Below are 21,651 nucleotides of genomic sequence, written 5' to 3' on the forward strand. Positions count from 1 at the left end.
CTGCGCATACAGGGTAAACAAAGCGATACGAATTACTGCACTTGCTAGAATTCAGACCATTCTTTGGCCAGTGCCACCACCGTGCCGTCCCGCCGCCCCCCCGCGCGTGCGGCAGTATTGGCGCGTGATTGCTGTTGCCGGACGCCCTCGGCCCGCCCTGGCGACGCCTCCGCCTCATCGACCTTGAACACCGCGACAATCCCATCCAGCGCATTGGCCTGCGCCTCGGTCTGCTCGATGGCGGCATTGGTCTCTTCCACCAGCGCCGCATTGTGCTGGGTCATTTCATCCATGATCCGCACCGCCACGGTCACTTCTTCAAGCGCCGCCGACTGCTCCATGCTGGCCTGTGCGATAGCATCGATCAGCCCCGAACTTTCCTGCGCCCCCGCCAGGATATCGAGCAGTTTTTCGGCGGCCAGCCCCACCAGCCGCGAGCCGTTGCGCACTTCATTGGCGCTGGCCTCGATCAATTGCTTGACCTCGGCCGATGCGCCAGCCGCCGATTGCGCCAGCCGCCGCACTTCCACCGCCACCACGGCAAACCCCTTGCCGGCATCGCCCGCCCGCGCCGCCTCGACCGAGGCGTTCAGGGCCAGCAGATTGGTCTGGAAGGCAATGTCATCGATCAATCCGATGATATTGGAGATCTTGCCCGACGAGGTTTCGATCGCCGCCATGGCCACATTGGCCTCGTTCATCACCTGCCCGCCCTCGGTGGCGCTGCTCGACACCAGTTGCGCCTTCTGGCTGGCCGTCGCCGCGCGCTTGGCATTGTCCAGCACCGCGCCGGACAATTGCTCGACCGAGGCGGTGGTTTCCTCGATGGTGGCCGCCTGCCTTGTGGTGCGCTCGCTCAGGTCGTTGGCGCCCGACAGGATCTCCCCCGTCGCCGTCTTCAATGATCGCGAGGTCGAACGCAGCTGCATCACGATATCGGCCAGGCGCTCGGCCACCGCATTGGTGTCCTGCTTGATCTGCTCGAATTCGGGCTCGAACTCGGCGCTGATCCGGTTGGTGAGATCGCCCTTCGAGAGGTCCTTGAGCACCTCGCCGGTCAGCTCCACCGCCCGCGTGATCTTGGCTGCGGCTTCGGCCTGCTGTTCGGCGGCTTCCGCCGCGAGCTTCTCGAAATATGTGGACACCCCGATATCGATATCGAGCAGCATGGATTTGACCACATCGGCCAGCGCCGCGCCCAGCGCATCGGCCTCGGCCAGCACATGCACGGGATCCAGCGGCGCCTTGCGACCGAACATGGCGCTCTTTTGCACCAGCACATCGGCCATGAAGTCGTGCACCACCCCCGCCAGCAGGGTTTCCAGGATGATGCCATAGCCTCCGATATGCCAGCGCGGCTCCAACCCGATCTGCGCATGGCGCAGCCCGACCCTTGTGCTGGCCTCGAAATAGGCATTGTCGAACTCGCCCGCCGCGATGGCCTTCCAATGGCCGGTCTGCTTGCCCTGGGCCCGCTGCATCTGCTCCTTGCCGGAAAAGAATTTCTGCACGGCGGGGACGCCCGATATCTTGGCGTAGAACTTGTCCAGGGCCAGCGGCAGGTGCCTGTCGACATGGGCCTGCACCCGCGCCAGGCGATCCCGCGCCGACTGGTCCATTCCGATGAAATCGAGGCGCGATTGCAGGGCGTCAATGATCGGTTCGGCGTGGCGGGTCATGGTTCCTCCCCTATGCACCGACGCGGACCTGCTCACTGGCATTGGCCCCGAATCAGGTGAAAGCCTCAAACGCGATCAGGATGCCCGCTGTCGCCCGCCGGCAATATTAGGGTAGTCCCGTAGGCCCGGTGGGCCCCGCCAGCAACTTGCCCCCATGCGCCCGCCGCGGCGCCCGCAATTTCATTGGTGACAGCACCTAGCGCCGTGCCGCTGCCACCACCCGCCCGGCTGCGCCCGCCCGTTGCTGCAATGACCTGATGTCTTTGCCCCCGACGATCGCGTCCTCATCCAGCGTGAACACGTCGATAATGCCGTCCAGCCCGCTCGCCTGCGCTTCGGTCTGCTCTATTGCAGCATTGGTTTGCTCGACCAGCGCCGCATTGTGCTGGGTCATTTCGTCCATCTGCCGCACCGCTACAGTCACTTCCTCGAGCGCAGCCGATTGCTCCCTGTTGGCCTGGGCGATGGAGTCGATCAGGCTCGAGCTTTCCTGCGCCCCCGACAGAATATCGCGCAGTTTTTCGGCGGCCTGCCCCACCAGTTTGGAGCCCACCCGCACCTCGTCGGCGCTGGCCTCGATCAATTGCTTGACCTCGGCCGAAGCGCCCGCCGCCGATTGCGCCAGGCGCCGCACCTCCACTGCCACCACGGCGAACCCCTTGCCGGCATCGCCGGCCCGCGCCGCCTCGACAGAAGCATTGAGCGCCAGAAGGTTCGTCTGGAAAGCGATGTCGTCGATCAGCCCGATAATGCTTGAAATCTTGGCCGACGACGCCTCGATCCCGGCCATTGCCGCATTGGCCTCGTTCATCACCGCACCGCCCTCGGTGGCATTGCTGGACACCGCCTGTGCCTTGATGCTGGCTGTTGCCGCCCGCTCGGCATTGTCCAGCACGGCGCTGGAGAGCTGCTCGATGGAGGCCGAGGTCTCCTCGATGGTGGCCGCCTGCCGCGTTGTGCGCTCTGCCAGATCATTGGCGCCCGACAGGATTTCTCCCGTAGCCGTCTTGAGCGAGCGGGAGGTGCGCTGCAGCCGTGTGACGATATCGTAGAGCCGTCCCAGCGACTGGTTGAACGCCAGCCGCAATTGCTCGTATTGACCGCTGAACTGAATATCCACCCGCCCGGTCAGGTCGCCCTCTGCCATCCTGGCAAGGCTCGACGACAACAGCGCGATAATGCCCTCGGCCCGCTTGCGCTCGGTGATGTCGGTGGCAAATTTGATCACCTTGACCGGCTTGCCATCGGCATTCAGGATCGGATTGTAGGAGGCCTGGATCCAGATTTCCTTGCCGCCCTTGCCGACACGCTGAAATTCGGCGACGACATATTCGCCTGCCCGCAACCGTTCCCAGAACGCGGCATAGTCCGTCCCGCGGGCAAAATCGGGATCGCAGAACATGCGATGATGCTGGCCGACGATCTCCTCGAGGCGATAGCCCAGCACGGTCAGGAAATTCTCATTGGCCGTGATCACCGTGCCATCGAGACTGAATTCGATCACCGCCTGTACCCGCGAGATGGCCTCGATCTGCGCCCGATGGCCGGCTGAGCGGTTGGTCTGCTCGGTAATGTCGCTGGCAAACTTGATGATCTTGATCGGTTTGCCGGATGGCCCCAACACCGGGTTATAGCTCGCCTGGATCCAGACTTCCTTGCCGCCCTTGCCGATCCGGCGATAGGCGGCGGACTGGAACTTGCCCTGCCCCAATTCCTGCCAGAAGGCCCGGTAGCCGGCGCTTTGCGCTTCGGCCGGCTCGACAAACATGCGGTGGTGCTGGCCGACGATCTCGCTCAGCTCGTAGCCCAGCACATCGAGGAAATTCTGGTTCGCCGTCAGCACTTTGCCATCGAGCGAAAACTCGATCACCGCCTGCGAGCGCATGATCGCATCGATCTTGGAGCGGTCTTCGTTCCGGCTCGACAATCCAAAACCACCGAACAGGCTGCCCATGCGACGTCTCCCCCGATCAATGAAAAAAGTGTGCGCCGCGAATATTAAGGAGGTCCTTCGATCAACTACGGAAAAACCCGAAAATTGGACAACTTGTTACTATTTTCTCCTCAAGCCACGCCCTTTTCGGCTCGCGCCGCCCCACTCAATTGGCGACTGACCTTGCATCCGGGTTTCGATCTCTGGCGACCAGTCCGTCCTGACCCCGCCTGCCAAAGCAAAGGCCACCGCCGCTGGTGCGGGGTGGCCTGCCGGTTCAGTTCAGTTCGGCGCGACGACTAGAATTCGTTCCAGTCGCTTGCGAGCGCGGCATTGCCATTGCTCAGATAGGAGCGGGCCGTCTGCTGCACCTTGCTGGGTGCCGGTCGGGCCGCAGGCCGCGTGGCCACCCGGCTGGTGCGCTCGGCCGCCACCGGACGGACATCTTCGGTGGTGAACACATCGACGATATTGTCGAGTTCGCTCGCCTGGGCTTCGGTCTGCTCGATGGCCGCATTGGTTTCTTCCACCAGCGCCGCATTGTGCTGGGTCATCTCGTCCATCTGCCGGACCGCGATATTGACCTCTTCGATGGCCGAAGCCTGTTCACGGCTGTCGCGGGCAATGCCATCCATCAAGACGCTGTTGGCGCGAGCCGCCGACAGCATGGCCGAAAGCCGCCCGGCCGCATCCGAAACCAGCTTGGAGCCCTGGCTGACTTCGCCTGCCGATTGCTCGATCAGCACCTTCACCTCGGCTGAAGCCGAGGCGGCCGACTGCGCCAGTCGCCGCACTTCCACTGCCACGACGGCAAAGCCCTTGCCGGCATCGCCGGCCCGCGCCGCTTCCACCGAGGCATTCAGTGCCAACAGGTTGGTCTGGAAGGCGATATCGTCGATCAGGCCGATAATGTTGGAGATCTTGCCCGACGAGGCTTCGATCGCCGCCATGGCCAGATTGGCCTTTTCCATCACCGCGCCACCCTCTTCGGCGGTTTTGGTGACATCGCCGGCATTGACGCTGGCATCGCGGGCCCGCGTCGCGTTCTGAGCCACGGTCGAGGCCAGCTGGTCCATGGCCGCCGAGGTTTCCTCGATGGTCGCCGCCTGCTTGGTGGTGCGCTCGCTCAGATCATTGGCACCGGAGAGGATTTCGCCGGTCGCGGTCTTGAGTGCCCGCGAGGTGTCCTTGAGCCGCGTCACCACTTCGCTCAGCGTATCGCCCACCGCATTGGTGTCGGCTTTGAGCTTGGCGAAGGCCCCCTCATACTCGCCCTGCATGCGCACGGTCAGGTCGGTATGGGCCAATGCCGTCAGCACACGGCCGGTTTCGGCAATGCCGCGGTCGACATTGCTGACGAGGTTGTTGACGCTGGAGGCCAGGCCATTGAGCTCGGGATCGGGGAATTCGGTCTCGACCCGACGGGTGAAGTCGCCGGCAATCGCCGCATCCACCACCTGGCCGAAGGCGCTCTGCAACTCGCTCATCATCTGCTGGCGCGCGGCCTGGTCGGCGATGATCCGCGCCGCTTCCGCTTCGGTCATCTGGCTGACCCGCAGCCCGTTCTCACGGAACACTTCGACAGCCTGCGCCATGCGACCGATTTCGTCCTTGCGCTCGGTGCCCTGCACTTCGGTCTCGAACCGGCCACCGGCGATCTCGACCATATTGTCATTGAGCTTGCCGATCGGCTTGGTAATACCGCGCACGATGAAAAAGCCCAGTACCAGCATGGCCAGTACGATGGCGCCGGTGATCTCGGCGCTGGTCAACGCCGCCGAGGCGAATGCGGCATCGACCGTCTCGTTCAGCACGCCGGTCGCCACCACCCAGCCCCATGGCTCGAACGCCTGGGCATAGGTGACCTTGTCGCGCGACACGCCTTCGGGGCCCTTCCAGGCATAGTCCATGAAGGTCGAACCGCCGGCCTTGGCCTCGTCGATCATCTGCTTCATGTAGAACTTGCCATTGACGTCGGTCACACCGACACGGTCGGTGCCCTCCTTCTCCGGCTGCTTGGCATGCATGATGTTGATATAGTCGAAGCTGTCGATGAACAGGTATTCCCCGTCCTGGTAGGTCATGGCGCGCACCGAGTCCGCCGCATAGGTCTGCGCATCCTCCAGCTTCAGCGTGCCGTCCTGCACCTGCTGGTCGTAATCGGCCAGCACCGAGATGGCGGCCTCGACGACACTCTGCAGCTCCTCGTGTTTGAACTCGACCAGGTTCCGCCGCATCTCGACCAGTTGGAAGACCACGACGCCGGCAAAACCGATCGTAAACAGAAACAGCAGGCTATAGAGACGCCGGGCAATGCTGCCGGTGAAAAAGGTGGTCAATTGAGGCTCCGGATCGGGCTAGGTTGAATGTAGAGGATGGTCATTTTCGTTGGCTGGTTCGGCATTGTGCGGCAGGGCGGACGGAGCGGGAGGATCACCCCGGCCCGCCATGCGCATGCGGGCGGTCGACCCAAGGCCGGGATCCGCCCGGATCGAGGGATCGATCCGTCTGGCCGAGGCTGCTAGTCAGGCGTGTTGACGTCATCAGGCCTCAACTCGACACGCTGCCGCCCTCGCGGGCCGGCCGCGTCAGATATTAAATGCGTCCGCCGAACAATATGCCGGTGCCGAGTTAAGGCCCGGTAAAGCAAGCAAGATTGCTGCCGAGCGAAGCAAAAAGGCGCCAAGCGGGTGCCTTCTTGTGTGCAAGACTTGAGACAGGCGCGAACGCATCCAGGGCCCAACCTGCTTCATCTGTGCCGGAACAGGCGCAAAAAAGCCCCGTTCGCGCTGGCGAACGGGGCCCGGAAATGTCGTCTGGCCTGGTCTAGAACTCGGCCCAGTCCTTCTCGACCGCGGCATTGCCCTCGCTGCGATAGCCTGCGCCATCAAAGCCCTTGAGCTTGTCCTGCAGGCGCCGCGCACCGGAGCCGCCATCGCGGCGGACGCCGGCCACTTCGGCCTGCAGGCGCGCCGCCATGCCATGGCTCGCATCGATGACGAAGACATCCACGATCCGGTCCAGCTCGCTGGCCTGCGCCTCGGTCTGCTCGATCGCCGCATTGGTTTGTTCCACCAGCGCCGCGTTGTGCTGGGTCATCTCGTCCATGGTGCGCACGGCCGTATTGACCTCTTCGATTGCCGAAGCCTGGTCGCGGCTGTCGCGGGCAATGGAGTCCAGCAGCCCGTTATTGCCCCGCGCTGCGTCCAGCATCGCCTTGAGCTTGCCGGCTGCATCGCCCACCAGCTTGGAGCCGGTTTTAACTTCGCCCGCCGATTGCTCGATCAGCGCCTTGACGTCCGAAGACGCCGACGCCGCCGATTGCGCCAGCCGCCGCACTTCCACTGCCACGACGGCAAAACCCTTGCCGGCGTCGCCTGCCCGCGCCGCTTCCACCGAGGCGTTCAGCGCCAGCAGATTGGTCTGGAAGGCGATATCGTCGATCATCCCGATAATATTGGAGATCTTGGCCGAGGATTGGGTGATCCGCTCCATCGCCGCCGTTGCATCGTCCATCACCTGCCCGCCTTCCTCAGCGGTGCGGGTGACCGAAGCGGCATTGACGCTGGCATCCTTGGCGCGCTCGGCATTCGCCAGCACGGTCGATGCCAGCTGCTCCATCGCTGCCGAGGTTTCCTCGATGGTGGCGGCCTGTTTGGTGGTGCGCTCGCTCAGGTCATTGGCACCCGACAGGATTTCCCCGGTTGCCGTCTTCAGCGCACCCGAGGTCGAGCGCAGCTGGGTGACAACTTCGCTCAGCTTGTCCGCCACCGCATTGGTATCGGCCTTGAGCCTGGCAAAGGCGCCTTCATACTCGCCTTCCATGCGCATGGTCAGGTCGGTATCGGCCATCGCACCCAGCACCGCGCCGATTTCAGTGACACCGCGATTGAACGTCGACACCAGGTTGTTGACGCTGGAGGCCAGACCATTCAGTTCGGGATCGGGGAATTCGGCGGTCACCTGGCGGCTGAAATCGCCGGCCACCGCCGCATCGACCACTTCGCCGAACGCGGCCTGCAGCTCGCTCATCATCTGCTGGCGGCTTTCCTGGTCGGCAATGATCCGGGCGGCTTCCGCCTCGGTCATCTGGCTGACCCGCAGCCCGTTCTCGCGGAACACTTCCACGGCGCGGGCCATGCTGCCCACTTCATTGCCGCGCTCCAGATAGGGCACGCTGGTTTCGTAATTGCCTTCGGCGATCTCTTCCATCGAACTGGCCAGCCTGGGGATCGGCTTGGTGATGACGCGCGACAGCACGAAGCCGATGGCGCCCAGCACCACGGTGACGATGCCACCCACTACCATGATCAGCGTCAGCGTCTCGTTGGCGGCGGCGTTGACCTCATCCATCGGCACGCCGACATAGATCGTGCCCATGACTTCGCCGCTCATTTTTTCGATCGGCTGGAACGCGCCGAGGAACGGGACGCCCTGCACCTGCGTCTGGCCGACAAAGGGCTCGCCCGCCATGATCGCGGCATAGGCCGGATTGTCGGGGCCCAGCACCATGTCGATCGCGCGCGTGCCATCTGGTAGCGTCAGGCTGGTTGTCTTGCTGAGAAAGGTCTGCGTGGCCGCATCATAGACGTAGAGCGAAGCATCCTGGCGGGTAACGCGGGTCACCGAATCGATGATTTCGGTGTCGTAGAAGGGCGGGATCGCCCAGCTCTGGAACGTGGCAATCTCCCCTTCGGGCGTCCAGTTCATCACCGAGCCGGAAATACGGCGCTCCAGAATGGTCGCGGCGACAGCAACATTGGCCTCCTGCTGCGCCTGGCTGGTTGCCACCGAACGCGCATGCAGGTTCATATAGATGGCGCCCGATACCACCGCGATCGATCCGATGATCGAGCACAGCACCAGCGCCGCAATCGCAGCAGTCATCTTCACGTTTCCGAAGAAGCGGCCGATACTATTCATGAACTTTCTCCCCCAAGGCGCACGCAAACAGGCGTCCAAACGCCTGGCATTCGCAGTTATTATCGGTGAAACTACCGTATAGGCCTTAACCGATTGTTGTCCTCAGCCGGCCGAGCCTCCCCCTATTCGGAATGCACAAAGGGCGCCATCGGGCGCCCTTTGCTGGATGCTGTCGCACTGCGCCGCGATCAGAACGCGCTCCAGTCCTTGTCAATCGCTGCATTGCCCTGACTGAGATAACCTTGCGCCACGGTCTTGAGCTTGGCGGAGAACCCGGCCGGCGCCGGCGGGGCAGCGACGGGCCGGCGCAGCCCTGCCGGCGCCTCCTCGAGCTTGAACACATCGACGATCCGGTCCAGCTCGTTCGCCTGCGCCTCGGTCTGCTCGATGGCGGCATTGATCTCCTCGACCAGCGCCGCATTATGCTGGGTCATCTCGTCCATGGTGCGGACTGCGGTGTTCACCTCATCGATGGCCGAGGCCTGTTCGCGGCTGTCCCGGGCAATCCCGCTCATCAATTCGTTCGACGAGCGCGCCGCGCTCAGCATGGCCTCGAGCTTGGCCGCCGCATCGGCCACCAGCCGCGTGCCACCCCTGACCTCGCCGGCCGACTGCTCGATCAGCACCTTGACGTCCGAGGAGGCACGCGCGGCCGACTGCGCCAGCCGGCGCACTTCCACCGCCACCACCGCAAAGCCCTTGCCCGCATCCCCGGCCCGTGCCGCTTCCACCGAAGCGTTCAGCGCCAGCAGGTTGGTCTGGAAGGCGATATCGTCGATCAATCCGATAATGTTGGAGATCTTGCCCGAGGAAACGGTAATCCGCTCCATTGCTTCGGTCGCCTGATGCATCACCACCCCGCCTTCTTCGGCAGTCTGCGTCACCGTCGCCGCCACCGCGCTGGCCCCGTTGGCCCGCTCGGCATTCGCCAGCACGGTGGACGCCAGCTGCTCCATCGCCGCCGAGGTTTCCTCAATGGTCGCGGCCTGCTTGGTGGTGCGCTCACTCAGGTCATTGGCGCCCGACAGGATTTCCCCGGTGGCGGTCTTGAGCGCCCCCGATGTGTCCTTGAGTTGCCCCACCACTGCCGCCAGCTTGTCGGTCACCGCGCTGGTATCGGCCTTGAGTCTGGCAAACGCCCCCTCATACTCGCCCGCCATGCCCTGCGTCAGGTCGGCATCGGCCAGTGCGCCCAGCACCGTGCCGATATCGGTCACGCCGCGATGGAAGCTCGACACCAGGTTATTGATGCTGGCGGCCAGCCCGTTCAGCTCGGCATCGGGAAATTCCACATTCACCCGGCGGGTGAAATCGCCGGCCACCGCCGCGTCCACCACTTCGCCAAAGGCTGACTGCAATTGGCGCATCATCTGCTGCCGATTGGCCTGGTCGGCAATGATTCGCGCGGCTTCCGCCTCGGTCATCTCGGCGACCTTCTGGCCATTGTCGCGGAACACTTCCACCGCCCGCGCCATGGCACCGACCTCGTTGCCGCGCCCGGTATAGGGCACTTCGGTCTCGAAATCCCCGGCCGCGATCGACTGCATCGCGCCCGCCAGCCGGGGGATCGGCCGGGTGATGGCCAGCGACAGCAGATAACCCGCAATCCCCAGCACCATGGTCACCACCGATGCCACGATCAGCATCAGCGTCATCATGCCGACCAGCGTGCCCTCAGTGGCCGAAACCGGCTCGCCCACGAACAGCGCCCCGGCCAGCGCCCCGTCTTCCCGGTTCACCGGATGATAGGCGGTGAAATAGCGTTGTCCGTCGATCACCTCTTCGCCGAAATAGGACGCGCCGGCGGCCAACGCCGTGGCGATCGGCCCCGCCGGATCGAGCACCGCCCCCTTGGCCGCCGAACTCCCCTCATTGCTGAAGGTCGAGGTATTGACCACGAGGTCCTTGCTGTCCTTGTCGGTAATGTAGATGCCGGTCTCCGCCCCGGTCACCCGCGAAATGCCATCGACCAGTACGGTGTCAAAGAATGGCAGCAGCGCCCACAGCGTGACCTTGCCCAGCGCGCCATCCTCGTTCCAGTTGGCCACGGTGCCACCCGCCGAATTGGTGGTGCTGGCAAAGATCGTCGCTGCGGTCCGCAGGTTCGCCGCCTGTCGTTCGCGGCCCTGTTCGACCACGCTGGCGCTCAGATTGACGTAGATCCCGCTGGCCACCGCGGTGATCGACACCACGATGGCGACGATCACCAGCGCCGATATGAGCAGCCTCAGGCTCAGATTCCCAAAGAATGCAGAGATGAATTTGGGCATGGCAGCCTCCCCCGTGGCGCTAAGATCCAAAGCAATGGCGGGGAGAATATGAGCGCGCAGTTTAATTAAGCATTACAACAACTTAGCGAAGGTTCATTTTCAGTTATTGCCTCTATTCGTGAAATTACTGAGCCAGGAAAGCCTCTCAAGCGCGTTCATTTACACAAAATCCGACAAATGCCCCGTTCCGGCAGAACGGCACGCCATCGGCCGGCGCGGGCCGAGGCCGTGGCACCCTGCAACGACCGCACGACAAAAAGCCGCCCATCGGGGCGGCTTTCGTCAGTCCAGTCTGATGGATCGCCTAGGACAGCGCGCCGATCACCGCCTCGATACGCTTCTTCATGGTCGAAGCGTCAAAGGGCTTGATGATGTAGTTGTTGACGCCAAACGAGATGGCTTCCTTGACCTGCTCCTTGTCGGAACGACCGGTCGCCATGATGAATGGCAGCGCCTGGGTCCGCGGATGCTTGCGGATCACCTTGAGCAGGGTCAGCCCGTCGATATCTTCCATGTTCCAGTCGGAGATGATCAGATCGACATGGGATTTTTCCAGCTTGCCCAGCGCATCGCGGCCGCTCTTGGCCTCGATGATGTCCTTGAAGCCGAGTTGGGTCAGGATATATTTGCAGATGCCACGCATGGACTGCTGGTCATCGACGATCAAAACGCTGACTGCGCTTGCTTTAGGCATGGTTCAGTTTCACCTTTACGCGCCCGGGCCTTGGGTCCCGTACTTGGCCTCACCCTAGGCAACAAGGGTTACAAATCTATCAACCCCGCCATTGGCATTGTGGCGTGCCCGTTAGCATCCACGGCCGACCCGTGCCAAGGCCGCACCAGGCCCCGCGCCGCATTGTCCTGCCCCGTTTCAGCGTCCTGATCGGGGGGCACGTTTTCCTTAATCCGGGCGCTATTGCAGGTATTTGCGGCCATGCTAAGAGTTCGTTAACCACGGCCTATCACCTTGCAGTAACCAAGGCCGCGTAAGGGTAAACAACTCCTCACCACTCGGGCTGCAATACCTTGAATTTCTCCCTCATTCGCAAGATTTGCTCGGTCATCGTGCTCGTCTGGATCGCATTGGCCCTCGCCGCCTGCGGTGGCTTTGTCAAAGGCGACAACCGTCACAATCAACCCCTGTCCGGCGCGACGCAGGCGGGCCTGCGCAATATGGGCTCGTCCCCGGGCGCGCCCATGGTCATCCGCATCTTCAAGCAGGAAAGTGTCCTCGAGGTCTGGAAGAAAACCGCCTCGGGCGAGATGCGCCTGTTCAAGACCTATGAGATTTGCGCCTATTCCGGTGACCTCGGCCCCAAATTCAAGGAAGGCGACCGGCAGAGCCCCGAGGGCTTCTATACGATCACCCCCGGCCTGATGAACCCGAAGTCCAATTACTATCTGGCCTTCAATACCGGCTTTCCCAACAAGTTCGACCGCTCCTGGGGCCGCACCGGCTCCGACCTGATGGTGCATGGCGATTGCTCGTCGCGCGGCTGCTACGCCATGACCGATGAAGGCATTGCCGAAATCTATGCGCTGGCCCGCGAGACCTTCAAGGGTGGCAATTCCAGTTTCCAGCTGCAGATCTTCCCCTTCCGCATGACCGCCGCCAATCTCGCCAAGCAGGCAGCGAGCCCGCATCTGCCGTTCTGGAAGAACATCAAGGAAGGCCACGATCTGTTCAATGTGGCCAAGGCGGCGCCGGCCTGGGACGTCTGTGAGCGGCGCTACATTTTCAATGCGGCAACCAGCGGCCCGCTCGACGCCATGGGCGCCTGCCCTGGCGTGACCCGCGATGCCAGCGTCGTCGCCCTGCAGGCCGCCGAGGAGGCCGCCTTCTCCGCCGAGGTCGAGACCCTCGCCCAGAAGGATGCCCGTCTCAAGGCCGCGGCCGAACGCCAGGCCGCAGCTGATGCCGCCGCCAAGGCGCGAGGCGAGGCCATCAATGGCGCTGTCAGCGGCTTTTTCGGCAGCATCTTTGGCGGTGGCCAGCCAGCGACGCCCGATCCTGCCGCCCCCGCAGCCGGCAATCCAGCCCCCGTGCCGGCAACCAACCGCCCCTAGCCCTCTTTTCGGCGTGATCGCGGCGCATACCACCATGCCGCGCACCCGCAGCAGCGGCGCGCCGGTAAAGACCTGTCGCCAGCCCTTCGGGATCGGCCACATCGGCTGGCAGTTCGGGCCATCGCACTGCCGGCGCCCCTGCGCCCCATGGACCACCTGGCGATATGACCCTCCCCACGCCGACGCCGCCAATCCGCCAGTTTGATCGCACGGCCCTGCGCGTCGACCTGCAGGCCGCCGGCCTGGCGCTTGGCAACGCCACGCTGGTGCGCATCTTCAAGCGCGAACAGCGGCTGGAGGTGTGGATGCGGGGGGGCGATGCGCTCTTCGTGCGCTTCCGCGATTACGCGATCTGCAAATATTCCGGCACGCTCGGCCCCAAACTGGCCGAAGGCGACCTTCAGGCGCCCGAGGGTTTCTACCGGGTCGGTCTCGGCCAACTCAATCCCCGGTCCCGCCATCATCTGGCCTTCAATCTGGGTTTTCCCAATGCCCATGATCGGGCGCTGGGGCGCACCGGCTCGGCGCTCATGGTGCATGGCGGCTGCAGCTCGGTCGGCTGCTACGCCATGGGGGACGCGCAGATTGACGAGATTTACGCTATTGTGGAAGCGGCGCTCCGCGCCGGCCAGACTGCGGTCGATGTCCACGCCTTTCCATTCGTGCTCGGCGACGATGCCCTGGCGGCGATGGCGGACCACAACTGGGCCGGGTTCTGGGCCAATCTGAAGCAGGGCTACGACCTGTTCGAACAAAGCCGCGTGCCGCCAAGACTGGGCACCTGTAACGGAGACTATCGCTTTGGAAGAGACGTCGACGGTGAAGCCTGTGTCGAAATCGGCGCCTGGCGCGCATGACCCCTCGCCTGAAACCGCGCCGGCCTCCAGGACCACCCTGGCGCCCCGCCTTTTGAGCTTCGCCGTTGGCCTGGCGGCAATCGGTGCCATCGCCGCCAGCACCTGGGTCTATGTCGCCACCCAGCGCGATATTGTGCGCATGTCCACCGACATCGCCCAGATTCGGCTGAGCCTTGAACTGTTCGGCCGCCAGCAGCCTGGCGGGGGCGCCCCAGCGCCCTCGCTCGATCAGCGCCTGCTCGACCTCTCCAACCGCCTCGCCATCCTCGAAGACAGCTGGCGCAACCAGCCTGCCGCCGCTCTGCCGGCCATCGGCACCGGCGCAACCAGTGCCGGCCCGACCAGCGACTGCATGCCTGCCGGCACCCGCTTCCTCGTCGCCTCGGGCGATGAATATCCCATCTGCGGCACGACCGGCATCATCGCCGTCACCAGCGTCAATCCCGGCTATGTGGTGTTCCAGGACGGCACCACCATCGCCAATGGCGGCAATGCCGGCCTGAAGGGCACCGCCTGCACCCTCGCCGTCGTCTCCTCCAGCGCCGACGGTATGGACGGCTACGCCGAACTCCGCGTCAGCTGCTGATCTTTGTCAGGTGGCGGCTACCCTGCCCACCGCGCTGCCTTCCCCCCTCCCCCTTGAGTGGAGGGGCCGGGGGCGGGGGTGCTGAGGGCCGAACGAACACCGAGCGCGTGAATATCGCAGCACCCCCACCCTGACCTTCCCCTCAGGGGGAGGGAAACCGACTGCCACCTCCGCGCCGCTTGCGATTCAAAAGCCCCAAAAACAAAAAAAGCCCGGACCTGGGTCCGGGCTTCTTCAATCTCTGAACTCTCCCAGCGCCTAGAAAGCGCCGTGGCAATGCTTGAATTTCTTGCCCGAGCCGCACGGGCATGGGGCATTGCGCGACACCCCGATCAGCAGCTTGGGGTCGATTGGCTTCAGCGACGGATCGCCGCCCACCGCACCCAGCGAATCGGCACTGGTATCGCCCTCGTCCGCATCGTTCTCGCCGGTCAGCGGATCGATATGGATTTCCTGCAGGCCACTCAGGTCCGGCACCGGCGGCGGTGGCGGCTCCTGGCGGATCTGCAGCTCGATATGGCTGAGCTGGGTCGTCACCAGTTCGCGCAGGCTGGTCAGCAGGGTCTGGAACAGCTCATAGGCTTCCTGCTTGTATTCGTTCAGCGGATCGCGCTGGGCGATACCGCGCCAGCCGACCACCTTGCTGAGGTGATCCAGCGTCACCAGATGCTCGCGCCACAGCCCGTCGATCGATTGCAGCAGGATCGACTTTTCCACCTGGCGCATGATCGGGGGCGAATATTTGGCTGCCTTGGCGGCTGCCGCTTCATCCGCCATGGTCAGGATGCGCTCGGAGACGGTCTCGGGATCGATGCCCTCTTCGGCAACCCAGTCCTGGATCGGGATATCGATGTTGAGATAGGTCTTGGCGGCGGCCTGCAGCTGCTCGGCATTCCACTGCTCGGGATAGGAGCGTGGCGGGATCGACTTGGCGATGATCGCCTCGACCACGTCATGGCGCATGTCCTTGACGGTGTCGCTGACATCCTCGGCATCCATCAATTCGATGCGCTGCTCGAAGATCACCTTGCGCTGATCATTCATCACGTCATCATATTTCAGGATATTCTTGCGGATGTCGAAATTGCGGCTTTCGACCTTCCCCTGGGCGCGCTCGATCGCCTTGGTGACCCAGGGATGGGTGATCGACTCGCCCTGTTCGAGGCCGAGCTTGCCCAGCATCGAATCCATCGAATCGACCGGGAAGATGCGCATCAGGTCGTCCTGAAGGCTCAGGAAGAAGGCCGAATGGCCCGGATCGCCCTGACGCCCGGAACGACCACGCAGCTGGTTGTCGATACGGCGGCTTTCATGGCGCTCGGTACCGATGACCATCAGCCCGCCGGCAGCGATCGACTTGGCCTTGGCCTCGGCGATGGTGCGCTTGATCTCGACGATCTTGGCGTCGCGCTCGGCGCCCTCCAGACCGACGGTCTCGCGCTCGATGCGCATTTCGAGGTTGCCGCCCAGCTGGATGTCGGTACCCCGGCCAGCCATGTTGGTGGCGATGGTGATGGCGCCCGGCAGGCCGGCATCGGCGACGATCCCGGCTTCCTGCTCGTGGTGACGGGCATTGAGCACGTTCATCTCGCCGACATTCTTCTTGCGCAGCAGCTCGGCCAGCATTTCCGATTTTTCAATCGAGGTCGTGCCCACCAGCACCGGCTGGCCGCGCTCCTGGCAATCCTTGATGATGTCGGCGATGGCGTCGAACTTTTCGGCCGCCGTGCGATAGATGGCGTCTTCGTCGTCGATACGCTGCACCGGCAGGTTGGTCGGCACGGTGACGACATCCAGGCCATAGATATCGGCGAATTCTTCCGCTTCCGTCGCTGCCGTACCGGTCATGCCGGCCAGCTTCTTGTAGAGGCGGAAATAGTTCTGGAAGGTGATCGAGGCCAGGGTCTGGTTTTCCGGCTGGATCTTGACGTGTTCCTTGGCCTCCAGCGCCTGGTGCAGGCCTTCCGAATAGCGGCGGCCCGGCATCATGCGGCCGGAGAACTCGTCGATGATGACCACTTCGTCATTGCGGACGATATAGTCCTTGTCGCGGCGGAACAGCTTGTGGGCCCGCAGCGCCGAATTGGCGTGGTGCACCAGCGCGACATTCTCCACGTCATAGAGCGAACCGGTCTTGAGCAGGCCTTCCTCGCTCAGCCGCGCTTCCAGCTTTTCGATGCCCTCATCGGTAAAGGTGGCGGCGCGCTGCTTTTCGTCGAGCTCGAAATCGCCTTCGCCGATGATCGGCATCAGCGCGTCGATCTTGACGTAGAGGTCGGAGCGGTCTTCGGACGGGCCCGAAATGATCAGCGGCGTCCGCGCCTCGTCGATCAGGATCGAGTCGACTTCGTCGACGATCGCATAGGCATGGCCGCGCTGCGCCATCTGGGCGCGCGTATACTTCATGTTGTCGCGCAGATAGTCGAAGCCGAATTCGTTATTGGTGCCATAGGTGATATCGGCGCCATAAGCGGCCTTGCGCTCGGTATCGCTCAGGCCATGGACGATGATGCCATAGGTGAGGCCGAGAAAATTGTAGATCTGGCCCATCCAGGCGGCGTCGCGCTTGGCCAGGTAGTCGTTGACGGTCACCACATGTACGCCGTCGCCGGTCAGCGCATTGAGATAGACCGCCAGCGTTGCCACCAGGGTCTTGCCTTCACCGGTACGCATCTCGGCAATGGCGCGTTCGTTGAGCACCATGCCACCGACCAGCTGCACGTCGAAGTGCCGCATGCCGAGCACGCGCTTGGACGCCTCGCGCACGGTGGCGAAGGCCGGCACGATCAGATCGTCCAGCTTGGTGCCGTTGGCGAGTTGCGCCTTGAACTCGGCGGTGCGGGCGCGCAGCGCCTCATCGGAGAGCTTTTCCAGTTCCGGTTCCAGCGCATTGATCGCGGCAACCTTTCCCTGGAAACGCTTCACGTGCCGATCGGACGGAGAACCGAAGATCCGCCGGGCGAGCGCAGCAAGAGCCATGTGTCAGGTCCTTATATTGTCATCGGCAAGAGAGGGGGGCCGTCAGCGGTCAGCGGGCAGAAGTGCGGGCCCGGTCTTGCCTCATCAGCGCGATGTCGAAGCCGTTTTCGGCTCCCTTGTGTTGTCGCATGATCTTGTGACGGAACCAGCGGTCCGCTTTCCCGATCATACTCTTGAAAAGCGTTGGAGATGTAAGAGCGAGGCCTTGTCTTGTCAACGTCGCCAAAATCAGCGACATCTGGCCTGCCCCCCGGAAAACCCAGTTCCTGCAAGGTTTTTCGTGGCGTTTTACTGTCCGGCGCCCCGTCTGGCATATTTTCGCCCCGTTACTGTGGGAGGGGCACGCCCACCAGCGCCCACGCGCCGACTGCCGATTACCAACGAGCCGCAGCGCCCAAGATGTGCAGGCCAAGGAGAATGCGTTAATGTTCCATACCACCAAACGTCTGACGGGTGCCCTGAGCATTCTGGCCCTGTCCCTGGCCAGCTATGCTGTTGCTGGCCCGGCCCTGGCCCAGGATGCGGCGCCGGCCGCCGCGCCGGCCGCTGAAGCGCCCGCGGTGACCCCGGAAACCGTCGTGGCGACCGTTGGTGGCGAGGCGATCACCGAGGCCGATCTGGCCTTCGCGGCCGAGGATCTGAGCCAGGAGCTCAGCCAGATGGCCCCCGAGGAACGCCGCGCTTTCCTGCTGCGCGTGCTGATTGACATGAAAGTGATGTCGGGCGCCGCCAAGGAAGCCGGCATGGACGCCACCCCGCTGTTCAAGCAGCGCCTGCAATATCTCGAAGAACGCGCCTTGCGCCGCGCCTATTTCGCCGAGGCCATCGCCGCGTCGATCACCGAGGAAGCCGTGCGCGCCAAGTATGACGAATTCGTCGCCGCGTTCCAGCCGGCCGACGAGATTCGCGCCAGCCATATCCTGGTCGAGACCAAGGAAGAGGCCGACGCGATCAAGGCCGAGCTCGATGGCGGTGCCGATTTCGCCGCCCTCGCCAAGGAAAAGTCGATCGATCCCGGCGCTGCCAGCGGCGGCGATCTCGGCTTCTTCGGCAAGGGCATGATGGTTGCGCCCTTCGAGGACGCCGCCTTCGCCATGACCGAGATCGGTGAGATCTCCGAGCCGGTACAGTCCCAGTTCGGCTACCACATCATCAAGCTCGAAGAGAAACGCCAGAGCGCGCCGCCGACCATTGAGCAGGTTGGCGCCCAGCTGCAGCAGCAATTGCTGATGAGCACCTTTGACGACGCCGTCGCCAAGCTGATGGAAGGCGTCACCATCGACATCCCCGATGCCGCGCTGGCCGCTGCCGTCAAGGCCCAGACCGAACCGGCTGACGAACCTGCGGCGCAGTAATCCTGCTCAGCGTCCGGGGGCCAGCAGCCCCCGGACCATCTGGCGCGCCACCTGGCTCGCCTCTTCGGCCGAAATCTGCAGCCGCCCGGTCAGCAGCCGCTGCCAGGCAAAGCCGGACAGAATTTCCGCCGCCAGTTCCGCATCGACATCCCCGCGCAATTCGCCCCGCTCGATGCCCCTTGTGAAAATCTTTCCCGTCTGCGCCCGCCTTTCGGCGCCATAGCGCCGCAGCGCTTCGGCCGCGACAGCGTCGCGCTGCGCCTCGGCGACGATAAAGCGGAATACCTGCCCGGCGCCGGTATTGCCCCAATGGGCCATCAGATGGGTCAGGAACAGCGCCACATCGGTCTCGATCTTGCCGGTGTCATTGTGCACCGGCGCCACTTTCTGGCGGTGATAGACCTCCAGCAGCAGCGCTGTCTTGTTGGGCCACCAGCGATAGATGGTCGGCTTGCCCGCCCGCGCCCGCCGCGCCACCGCTTCGATGGAAAACCCGGCGACCCCGCCCTCGATCAGCAGCGCTTCCGCCGCCTCCAGAATGGCTTGCTGGGTTTGCGGATTGCGCCGCGATCCGATGGACCGCCGCCGCTCGTCGCTGTCGTCTGGCTCGTGCTGGGTCATGCCGTCTTATCGGTCAAATTGCGCTCAAAGAGAAGGCTTGAACGAAACGCGTCGTTCCTATACATAACGAAACGTACCGTTTCATATGGAGATCGCAATGAACCGCTTCGCCAGTCCCCAGATCCGCCTTGCCCTTCTGATGATGCTGGGCGTCTATCCCATCATCACTGCCTATCTCTACATCCTGATGCCGCTGACCGATGGCTGGCAGATGTGGCAGCGCACTGTCGTGCTGGTCCCCCTGATGGTGGCCACCATGGTCTTCGGCCTGATCCCCGCCCTTCACCGCCATTTCGGCTGGTTCATCGCCGGCAAGGCCCGCCCGTAAGGCGGGGCCATGCTGCTACGGCAATGCGCACAAAAAAGGTCACGGCCGCCAAGCGACCGTGACCTGCAACTCTCTCGCAATCCCAGCCAGGAGCCGGGCGGCGCCGCCCGCTAGGCGGCGCTTTTCAGCTTTCCCAGCGCATTGGCCAGCCGGGCGGCAATCGCTTCGACCGGCGCCTGCTCCACCACCGCGCCTTCCTCGAAGGCGACGCGCGGCATGCCATAGACCAGCGCCGAACTCTGGCTCTGCCCCACCGTATAGGCCCCGGCATCGCGCATCAGTTTGAGCCCGCGGGCCCCGTCACGCCCCATGCCGGTCAGGATCGCGCCCACCGCCATCGGACCCACCGTCTTGGCAACGCTCTCGAACAGCACGTCCGCGCTCGGGCGGTGGCCGCTTTCCAGCTCGTCATGGGTCAACCGGCATTTGAGCTGGCCCGAGCTGCGCTCGACCCGCAAATGATAATCGCCGCGTGCCACATAGGCATGCCCGGGCCGCAGCGGCATGCGGTCTTCCGCCTCCACCACCGTCAGGGCACACAGCTCGTCCAGCCGCGCCGCAAACCGGTTGGTGAACCCGGCCGGCATGTGCTGGGCAATCACCACCGGCGGGCAATCCACCGGCATCTGCGTCAGCACCGCCCTGATCGCTTCGACCCCCCCGGTCGAGGCGCCAATGGCGATCACCGCCCCCTCCGGCGCCGCCGCGGTCCGCACCGCCACCTTGGGCGCATCGGCCCGCGCCGAATTGCCCCGCACATCCGAGCGCGCCGCAGCCCGGATCTTGTCGCGCAGCCCGGCGCCAAAGGCCTCCAGCCCCCCCGTCAGGTCGACACTGGGCTTGGCGACGAAATCCACCGCGCCCAGTTCGAGCGCCAAGAGGGTTTCATTGGCCCCTTTCCTGGTCAGCGTCGACACCATCACCACCGGCGTGGGCCGCAGCCGCATCAGTTTTTCAAGAAAGGCCAGTCCGTTCATATTGGGCATTTCGATATCAAGCGTCACCACGTCGGGGTTCAGCTGCTTGATCTTTTCGCGCGCATCGATGGGATCGACGGCGGTGCCGACCACGACAATATCGCTATCGCGCGTCAACATGCGCACCAGTACTTCGCGGATGAGGGCCGAATCATCGACGACCAGGACCTTGATGCTCATGCTGCTTCTCGTTTGCTCAGTTTCTGGCGCGACTGGTAGATGGTCTTGCCGACCAGGCGGAACCCTTCGCCGCCCGTGCCCAGGTTTTCCGAATGCCCGATATAGAGAAAGGCTTCCGGCGCCAGCAATTTGCTGAAGCGCCCGAACATTTCACCCTGTGTCGGCTTGTCGAAATAGATCGCCACGTTGCGGCAGAAGATCGCGTCGAACGGCCCCTTCATCGGCCAGGCCTGGATCAGGTTGAGCGGCTTGAACGAGACCAGTTCCCGCACCGCATCGGGCACCTGGATCGTGCCATCGCCCAGCTTTTTGAGGTAACGCGCCCGTTCCGGCGACAGCCCCGCCATTTCGCTTTCGGGATAGATCCCGCGCGCCGCCTTGCCGAGCACCGCCGTATCGATATCGGTGCCCAGGATCTTGAAGTCCCAGCGCTTGAGTTCGGGAAACGCCGCCAGCAGGTCCATGCCGATCGTATAGGGCTCCTGCCCGGTCGAGCAGCCAGCCGACCAGATCCGCAACCGTTGCCCGCGCGGCTTGTCGGCGATCAGGCTGCTGACAAAGCTTCGCAAATGCTCGAAATGGTGATCTTCGCGGTAGAACCGCGTCAGATTGGTGGTCAGCGCATTGACGAAGGCCTGCGCATCCTCGGCCGAAGCCCCGCGCTCCAGATAATCCACATAGGCGTCAAAACCCGCCAGGCCGAGCGCCCGCACGATCTTGGACAGACGTGAGATCACCAATGTGCGCTTGGCATCGCTGAGCGATATGCCGGCCACGGCGTATACGCGGTTCTTGATCCTCGAGAACTCGCGTTCGCTAAGGGAGATTTCCCCCTGTTCCATAAGACGTACCCCAATTGCGTCTGGAGACGCCTTCTGGCGCCTCTTCCGTTCGCG

The 21,651-nt window shown here is 63.6% G+C and carries 15 protein-coding genes; 5 read left to right on the forward strand and 10 right to left on the reverse strand.

What is annotated here, in order from left to right; translation table 11 throughout:
• Positions 1–44: 44 nt before the first annotated feature.
• From BUA69_RS18775 to BUA69_RS18800, 6 genes are all read right to left on the reverse strand, one after another.
• Positions 45–1,679 carry a globin-coupled sensor protein gene (locus tag BUA69_RS18775; RefSeq protein WP_046134593.1) on the reverse strand — a complete coding sequence of 545 codons (1,635 nt, stop codon included), beginning with the start codon at positions 1,677–1,679 and terminating at the stop codon, positions 45–47.
• Positions 1,680–1,875: 196 nt separating this feature from the next.
• The gene (locus tag BUA69_RS18780) at positions 1,876–3,633 is read right to left on the reverse strand and encodes a methyl-accepting chemotaxis protein (protein WP_072866634.1); all 1,758 of its coding nucleotides are present in this window, start codon (positions 3,631–3,633) and stop codon (positions 1,876–1,878) included.
• A gap of 278 nt (positions 3,634–3,911) precedes the next feature.
• Positions 3,912–5,951 (reverse strand): methyl-accepting chemotaxis protein, encoded by a 2,040-nt coding sequence (locus BUA69_RS18785; protein WP_052950439.1) that lies wholly within the window; start codon positions 5,949–5,951, stop codon positions 3,912–3,914.
• 487 nt (positions 5,952–6,438) lie between these two features.
• Positions 6,439–8,535 carry a methyl-accepting chemotaxis protein gene (locus BUA69_RS18790; protein ID WP_052950440.1) on the reverse strand — a complete coding sequence of 699 codons (2,097 nt, stop codon included), beginning with the start codon at positions 8,533–8,535 and terminating at the stop codon, positions 6,439–6,441.
• 188 nt (positions 8,536–8,723) lie between these two features.
• Entirely contained in the window at positions 8,724–10,805 is a 2,082-nt protein-coding gene (locus BUA69_RS18795) for a methyl-accepting chemotaxis protein (RefSeq protein ID WP_052950441.1), read from the reverse strand.
• A 304-nt stretch (positions 10,806–11,109) separates the two neighbouring features.
• Positions 11,110–11,499: a response regulator gene (locus tag BUA69_RS18800; RefSeq protein WP_046134594.1), complete on the reverse strand. Its 390-nt coding sequence runs from the start codon at positions 11,497–11,499 to the stop codon at positions 11,110–11,112.
• 332 nt (positions 11,500–11,831) lie between these two features.
• Between BUA69_RS18800 and BUA69_RS21110 the strand changes: the two genes are divergently transcribed.
• The 3 genes from BUA69_RS21110 to BUA69_RS18815 all read left to right on the forward strand — a co-directional run bounded on the left by BUA69_RS21110 (position 11,832) and on the right by BUA69_RS18815 (position 14,315).
• Positions 11,832–12,872 carry a L,D-transpeptidase family protein gene (locus BUA69_RS21110; protein ID WP_072866635.1) on the forward strand — a complete coding sequence of 347 codons (1,041 nt, stop codon included), beginning with the start codon at positions 11,832–11,834 and terminating at the stop codon, positions 12,870–12,872.
• Between the two features lie 164 nt (positions 12,873–13,036).
• Positions 13,037–13,729, forward strand: a complete 693-nt coding sequence (locus tag BUA69_RS18810) for a L,D-transpeptidase family protein (RefSeq protein WP_046134595.1) — start codon at positions 13,037–13,039, stop codon at positions 13,727–13,729.
• A gap of 52 nt (positions 13,730–13,781) precedes the next feature.
• Complete coding sequence (locus tag BUA69_RS18815; RefSeq protein ID WP_143154587.1) at positions 13,782–14,315, forward strand: hypothetical protein; 534 nt, start codon at positions 13,782–13,784, stop codon at positions 14,313–14,315.
• A gap of 258 nt (positions 14,316–14,573) precedes the next feature.
• Here the strand turns inward: BUA69_RS18815 and secA are convergent, their stop codons facing one another.
• Positions 14,574–17,294 (reverse strand): preprotein translocase subunit SecA, encoded by a 2,721-nt coding sequence (secA, locus tag BUA69_RS18820; protein ID WP_046134597.1) that lies wholly within the window; start codon positions 17,292–17,294, stop codon positions 14,574–14,576.
• A 425-nt stretch (positions 17,295–17,719) separates the two neighbouring features.
• On the opposite strand from secA, the gene BUA69_RS18830 reads away from it, so the two are divergent.
• Positions 17,720–18,649, forward strand: a complete 930-nt coding sequence (locus BUA69_RS18830) for a peptidylprolyl isomerase (protein WP_072866636.1) — start codon at positions 17,720–17,722, stop codon at positions 18,647–18,649.
• 6 nt (positions 18,650–18,655) lie between these two features.
• Here the strand turns inward: BUA69_RS18830 and BUA69_RS18835 are convergent, their stop codons facing one another.
• Positions 18,656–19,270, reverse strand: coding sequence for a TetR/AcrR family transcriptional regulator (locus BUA69_RS18835; RefSeq protein WP_046134599.1), 615 nt, complete (start codon positions 19,268–19,270; stop codon positions 18,656–18,658).
• Between the two features lie 97 nt (positions 19,271–19,367).
• Here BUA69_RS18835 and BUA69_RS18840 point away from each other — a divergent pair, with 97 nt between their 5' ends.
• Positions 19,368–19,598 (forward strand): putative antibiotic biosynthesis monooxygenase, encoded by a 231-nt coding sequence (locus tag BUA69_RS18840; protein ID WP_244468716.1) that lies wholly within the window; start codon positions 19,368–19,370, stop codon positions 19,596–19,598.
• A gap of 110 nt (positions 19,599–19,708) precedes the next feature.
• On the opposite strand, the gene BUA69_RS18845 is transcribed toward BUA69_RS18840, so the two are convergent.
• On the reverse strand, positions 19,709–20,755 hold the full coding sequence (locus BUA69_RS18845) for a protein-glutamate methylesterase/protein-glutamine glutaminase (protein ID WP_046134601.1): 1,047 nt from the start codon (positions 20,753–20,755) through the stop codon (positions 19,709–19,711).
• Positions 20,752–21,597 (reverse strand): CheR family methyltransferase, encoded by an 846-nt coding sequence (locus tag BUA69_RS18850; RefSeq protein ID WP_046134602.1) that lies wholly within the window; start codon positions 21,595–21,597, stop codon positions 20,752–20,754. The genes BUA69_RS18845 and BUA69_RS18850 overlap by 4 nt, the downstream gene beginning before the upstream one ends.
• Positions 21,598–21,651 lie beyond the last annotated feature (54 nt).

Origin of the sequence: Devosia limi DSM 17137, assembly GCF_900128975.1 — a bacterium.
Taxonomy (GTDB): domain Bacteria; phylum Pseudomonadota; class Alphaproteobacteria; order Rhizobiales; family Devosiaceae; genus Devosia; species Devosia limi.